Origin of the sequence: Limnobacter sp. (assembly GCF_964228395.1) — a bacterium.
Taxonomy (GTDB): Bacteria; Pseudomonadota; Gammaproteobacteria; order Burkholderiales; family Burkholderiaceae_B; genus Limnobacter.
Window position 1 is genome coordinate 1 of sequence record NZ_CAXQZX010000067.1, and the last position, 4,094, is coordinate 4,094.

The following is a 4,094-nucleotide window of genomic DNA, read 5'->3' on the forward strand; positions in this document are numbered from 1 at the left end:
GGAAGCAAGGGTGATTTCATTTTTCGAGATCTTGATGATGAGGGCACTGAAATTGTCTCAATCATGTTTGAGATGAAAAATGAAAGTGACCAGACAGCAACCAAGAAACGTAATGATGATTTCTTGAAAGAACTTGACAAAGATCGCACCGAGAAGGGTTGTGAATACGCTGTCCTAGTGTCCATGCTGGAGCCCGAGAGTGAGCTGTACAACAGCGGTATTGTTGAGGTATCACATCGGTATCCGAAGATGTATGTTGTAAGACCACAATTTTTTATCCCGATCATTTCATTGTTGCGCAATGCAGCAATGAGTTCGTTGAAGTACAAATCCGAGTTGGCTCTTGTCAAAGCTCAGAACGTGGATATCACGAATTTTGAGACTCAGCTCAACGACTTCAAGACTTCATTTGGGCGCAATTGGCGTTTAGCCTCTGAGGGCTTCGAAGAGGCGGTCAAGCGAATCGATGAGGCAATTAAGGATCTTGAAAAAACCAAAGAAGCGTTGCACAAATCTGCCAACAATCTGAGGCTTGCAAACGACAAGGCAGAAGATCTAACGGTTAAGAAACTCACGCGGAATAATCCGACTATGGCGGAGAAGTTTGCGGGATACAAGAATTTGCCAACCTCCGAAACAGAGTAATTCAAAGAATTTTTATTGATTACTAGTAGTACTCACTAAAAAATGGTCGCCAAGGTGAAATTTTGTTTACCTCCAACAATTTTCAAAGCCTTGTCATTATTGGTCAGAAGTGAATTTACAAAGTTATTTAATGAGCTCCGTTGATCCACTTTCATTAATGCGCAGTCGCACGAGCACCAATCCCGTCACACTGGACCAGTTGTGGGTGGACCATGTCGCCCAATGGCATGATCTGGGATGGAGTCGTGAGCAGGTTAGTCTATGGCTGGCTTCTATGCCGGTTTTGAAATGCAGTAAATTGCCCAGTGGTGAATTAGCTTGGTTTCTCGATGCTGCGTTAGGGCTAGCGACGCTCAGCCTAGCCGATGAAATGGTGGCGCTACTGCGGAAGGCAGGTCGCCCTATGCCCTTGTTTCAGCTCGTCAGCAGATTACAGGCTGGTCTTGTGGTCACCGAGCCGATGCTACGCAGTGCAGCACAACAAGATGCTCGACTCGAATTAAAGGGTCAGCTTCTCAAACTGGTTGAATAACAACATTTGACTACTCAGGATAATAAAAGAAACCATGTCAACCGAACAAACACTGGATCAGCGCTACCAAGCCATCCGCACCAAATATAGCGACTACACCGAACACACTCCGCTGATTGGCGATCATGACTTTGTAAAAGCCGGACTGGTTTGGGGCGTAGACCAGGGTAACCAAACACCCTCGGTCTTGTTAATAGCACTCACACCGGGACACTGGGACTATTCACGCGAAGACAAGCTGGATCAACTGGCTTACGAGCTGCTGGCCAGCGTCAGTGGCGACTGGCCGGTGTTTGCGCACCTGCAGGATGACAAAAACACCCGCTGCTACAGCCTGTTTGGCGTCGATGGAAGCGATGGTACCCACTCGGTTGATGAAGTGCCTTCCATCGAGCTGATCCGCAACTACGAAAAGCTGGAAAAAGACCCGACCTTCCGCTGGTCGATGCGCATCTACACCCGCCTGATGCACCGCTTTGACGCCTTTCACGAGCAGGTCTTCCAAACCGTGAAAGATCGCGTCAACGACAAGAATGACATCATCGAGGAAGTGGCCAAGCTGCTGTTCCTCGAAACCTTCCGCGTCCATCACGGTGACGAGCTCAGCTTTACCGACCACGAAGGTAAAACCCAGCGCTTTCGCGAGGTGTTCGACCATCACTACGTGGCCAAGCACGGTGCCAAGGCCGTCGAGCAAATCAAGGCAGCCTTTGAAACCTTCAAAGCGCACGATGACTATGTGGTGGTCAGCGATGATGGTGCCCGCAATGCCATCTTCCCCAGCGACTCCCACCTGCGTCTGACGCAGCCGGAAAACTACCGAACCTTACTGGAGGCGATGCAAGACCTTGGGCCGGTGACTGACAACCAGGGGCGCATGATTGCCGGTAAAGAAGTTGGCACCTTGGCCGATGTGGCGGGCGATTTACTGGGCCGGGTGTTCGATGTGTTTTTGCGTGCCAACTTTGAATCCAAAGGCGGCCTGGGTGTTTACCTCACACCCAACCCGGTCAAGCAAGCCATGCTGGAAATCGCCATGCACGATATCCAGCAAGACAACGCAGCTATGGAACGCCTTACTGCCGGAGCCTTCCGCTTTTGCGACCCCACATGCGGCTCGTTCGGCTTTGGTTCGGTAGCGCTCAGCCACATTGAAAGCGTGGTCGATCACCTGGGCGGCATGAGTGACGCGCAGAAGAAAGCACTCAAACAGACCCTGCGCGACACCGCCTTTACCGGTGCCGATGCGGCCCCACGCATGGTGATGCTGGCTCGCGTCAACATGGCCCTGCAAGGCGCCCCCAAAGCCAAGATTTTCTACACTGACAACTCGCTTACCACCAAGGCGTTCAAACCGAACAGCTTTGATCTCATCTGCACCAATCCACCGTTTGGCACGCCCAAGTTCACCAGCGACAAAAAGGGCAAGGAATCCAAAGAGCGCTACGAAGCGCAGATGGAGCAAGTGTTGGGCGGCTTCCGCCCCACGGAAAAAGTGGTGGATGAGTACGTCGCCTATTACGACCACCTCAAGATGAAGTGGGAAGATACAGGCGATCTATACCTGGACGAAGACGGCGCGCCCAAGTGGCCAGGCTACCGCACCGATTTGCGCAATGTCTCCACCGGTAAAAAGGCGGTCTACAACCTGTTCCCCACCACCAGCGGTTTGGCCTTGGGCAGCAAGCCCGATGGCAAAGGCAACTGGAAGCCGGTGGGCGCCACCATCGACCCGGCTGTGCTGTTTATCGATCGCTGCCTGCAACTGCTGCGCCCCGGTGGCCGCCTGCTGATCGTGTTGCCGGATAGTGTGCTGTGTAACTCCGGTGATCGCTATGTGCGCGAATACATCATGGGTACCAAGGATGAAAAAACCGGCCAGTTTGTAGGCGGCAAGGCCATCGTGAAGACGGTGCTATCCCTCCCGGCAAACACTTTCAAACTCTCTGGTACGGGGGCCAAGACTTCGGTGCTGTATCTGCAAAAACGCCACGCAAGCAAGGAACACCCGGAACAGTTTCTGCCTGAGCCGCAAGGCGATGTTTTTATGGCCGTGGCAGAAACGCTGGGTTATGTGGTGAAAAACAATATCGAGGACTACTCGGCTGGCGTGCCGAATGACCTCGACAAGATTGTTGGCGCTTATAAGCGGGGTGAGTGATGTATACCGTTCGCATCCACTCGCAACTTGAAGACCGGCTCGACGCCGAGTTCTACAACCCAGAAGCGCTGAAAACGGTGCAAAAAATCGATGGTCTGGGTAAGACACAACGACTCGGACAGGTCATTTCAGACGGGTATCGTGTGGTTTATCACGGCACAGATTCCGTAAATGGCATTGCTGAAGAAAAACTCTTGCCATTCCTCTCACCAACTCAAATTGATGATCAAGGGAATATCGACTTTAACTCTGTCGATAAATTGCCGCTTTACTACAAAGACGACTATCCGAAGGGCTTAGCCGTAGCAGGTGAACTGCTGATTGAGGTAAAGGGAAATGTCTCTAAGGTTGGTGTGGTTCCGGAGGAATTCCCAAAGTACTTGATGGTCAGTGGCTCGCTTTACAAAGCATCGTTCAATGCCGAGACAAATTCACGTTACGTGCTGGCATTCTTGAAATCAAAGCACGGCCAAGTACTGAAAAATCGACTCACAAGTAACACCATCATCAACTACATAGCCAAGGACGCGCTTTACTCAATTCCGCTGTTTGTAGCGGAGGCGGATGTGCAAAAATACATCGGCGACAAAGTCCGCCAAGCTGAGCGGCTGCGGGCATGGGCGAAGTTGGCCGAGACCCAAGTCAACCAATATCACCAGGCACTTGTTCCCCAGCAAACGGGCCTTGATTTTGCCAAGAGAGTACGAGTTGTTTCACCAGCGCGCATGAGTGAGCGTTTGGATGCCCATTTTTACC

4 protein-coding genes are annotated in these 4,094 nt (G+C 51.6%); all 4 read left to right on the forward strand.

All coding sequences use genetic code 11. The annotated features are described in order from the left end of the window. Positions 1–645: DUF2130 domain-containing protein (locus ACEQU8_RS05445; RefSeq protein ID WP_370262084.1), on the forward strand; the 645-nt coding region annotated here is incomplete at its 5' end. 130 nt (positions 646–775) lie between these two features. Beyond that, a complete protein-coding gene (locus tag ACEQU8_RS05450) occupies positions 776–1,177 on the forward strand; it encodes a hypothetical protein (RefSeq protein WP_370262085.1) in 402 nt (133 codons plus the stop codon). A 34-nt stretch (positions 1,178–1,211) separates the two neighbouring features. Then, positions 1,212–3,338, forward strand: coding sequence for a class I SAM-dependent DNA methyltransferase (locus ACEQU8_RS05455; protein WP_370262086.1), 2,127 nt, complete (start codon positions 1,212–1,214; stop codon positions 3,336–3,338). Beyond that, the coding region (locus ACEQU8_RS05460) for a restriction endonuclease subunit S (RefSeq protein ID WP_370262088.1) at positions 3,338–4,094 on the forward strand (757 nt) is incomplete at its 3' end. The genes ACEQU8_RS05455 and ACEQU8_RS05460, both read left to right, overlap by 1 nt.

Bases quoted from the DNA above. Each gene is read 5' to 3' on its own strand.
- ACEQU8_RS05450 (WP_370262085.1), top strand. From the start codon at position 776: ATGAGCTCCGTTGATCCACTTTCATTAATGCGCAGTCGCACGAGCACC.
- ACEQU8_RS05455 (WP_370262086.1), top strand. From the start codon at position 1,212: ATGTCAACCGAACAAACACTGGATCAGCGCTACCAAGCCATCCGCACC.